This is a genomic window from Sulfuricaulis sp., from assembly GCF_049587675.1.
Lineage (GTDB): Bacteria > Pseudomonadota > Gammaproteobacteria > Acidiferrobacterales > Sulfurifustaceae > Sulfuricaulis.
Genome location: NZ_JBAVEJ010000036.1, coordinates 1 through 1,542, shown reverse-complemented (window position 1 = coordinate 1,542; position 1,542 = coordinate 1). Strand labels below are relative to the sequence as shown.

General features: G+C 64.7%; 1 protein-coding gene. It reads right to left on the bottom strand.

The genetic code is table 11. The annotated features are described in order from the left end of the window. Positions 1 to 374: 374 nt before the first annotated feature. Positions 375 to 1,355, bottom strand: a complete 981-nt coding sequence (locus WB402_RS01455; protein WP_424205039.1) for an IS5 family transposase — start codon at positions 1,353 to 1,355, stop codon at positions 375 to 377. Positions 1,356 to 1,542 lie beyond the last annotated feature (187 nt).

Sequence of the window (1,542 nt, the reverse complement as noted above, 5' to 3'; positions counted from 1 at the left end):
CCGCGAAGTATTGATTTGACGTTGTCATCACCGGGCCGGCGCTAAGCGCTGAGTCCCGGTGATCCCGATCGGTAAGGCATTGCCTTTCTAAGGCACGATAGCTTCGTTTGAATCAGGTCTTGCCGCGAACTCGCTTCACCTCTCCCATAGGGAGAGGTCGACCCGCCGAAGCTTTAGCGAAGGCGGGCGGGGTTATAGCCTTTCGAGAGTCACGATCCCCCTCACCCCGACCCTCTCCCCTGGGGAGGCCTTTGCGCAATGGGCGCATTGGGGTGGAGAACGAGATCGGGCTTTTTTCGAAACGCTCGATGGTTGCATTGAGAGCGGGCCGGGGCGCTTCTGTCATGGTCGATAGCCGATGGATGCATGGTCGTCTAGGCCGGTGCCACGGCGCCGAACGCGCGGCGCAGATTGTAACAGCAGCAGGCCAGCACGACCTGCACGCGGTTGCGTTCACCGGTGTAAAAGCGCAGCCGCCGCATGCCGTAACGCTCCTTGAAGACGGCAAACGGCCGCTCGACCGCGGCACGGATGCGGCCGATCAGCCGGTTGCGGTACTTCTTGCGCGGCGGCAGTTCGGGATGGTGCTTGTTGGGCCGGTGCATCAGGCGGTCCTTGATGTTCTTGGCGACCAGCTCGGCATGTCGCTTATGGGTGTAGTAGGCCTGATCGCCATAGACCGCCCTCTCATCGCCGCAGATCAAAGCGTCGGCCGGCTCGGTGTCGGTCACCGAGGCGTCGGTGAAGACGATGCGGCGGATGATGGTGTGCGCAGCGTCGACGCCGATATGGATCTTGTAGCCGAACACGCTCTTCTTGCCCTTGCGGCCCCAGCGGGCGTCCGCATCGGCGGATGGCTTGACCGGCGTGTCGGCGGGCGCGCCGGGACGCGGCTGGCGCGGCGGATTGGCGCGCGCAGCCACCAGCGAGGCGTCGATCAGCGTGCCCTGCTTGAGCACCAGTTTCTTGGCTTCGAGTTGGCGCGTGATCTCGGCGAAGATGCGATCGGCCAGGCCATCGCGGGTCAGTTCCTGACGAAAGCGCCACAGCGTGCTGTGGTCGGGCGTCTTGTCGTGCAGGCTCAGTCCGGCAAAGCGGCGGAAGGAGAGCCGATCGGCCACCGACGTCTCCAGGCCCGGATCGGACAGCCCATGCCACACCCCGAGCAGCAGGCAGCGCAAGAGAACCTCCGCCGGATAGCTGGAATTGCCGGCACCCGAGCTGCCCCGGCGGCCCAGCAGCGCTCGTATCGGCTGCCAATTCAGCGCGGCCTCCAGCCCATCCAGCATGCCGCTCGCCGCCGGCGACACCAGCCCATCCGCCAAGCTCAGTTGTCCGACAATGCGTTCCACCATTCCGCGTCCTCCGAATCCGCCTACCCAATCGAATCATCGGAACGCCAATTATGCAAAGGCCTCCACCGGGGAGAGGGAGCCCGCCGTGCATGTTGCAACGCTTCAACGTCAAACGTCGGAGTCACGCCGCATATTCGCCCGCGCGCAGGCGGCGCGCCAGGGCATCGAGCACGGCATTGACCATGCC

Excerpts from the sequence above, each read along its gene's own strand:
- WB402_RS01455 (WP_424205039.1), bottom strand. The coding sequence starts at position 1,355 with ATGGTGGAACGCATTGTCGGACAACTGAGCTTGGCGGATGGGCTGGTG.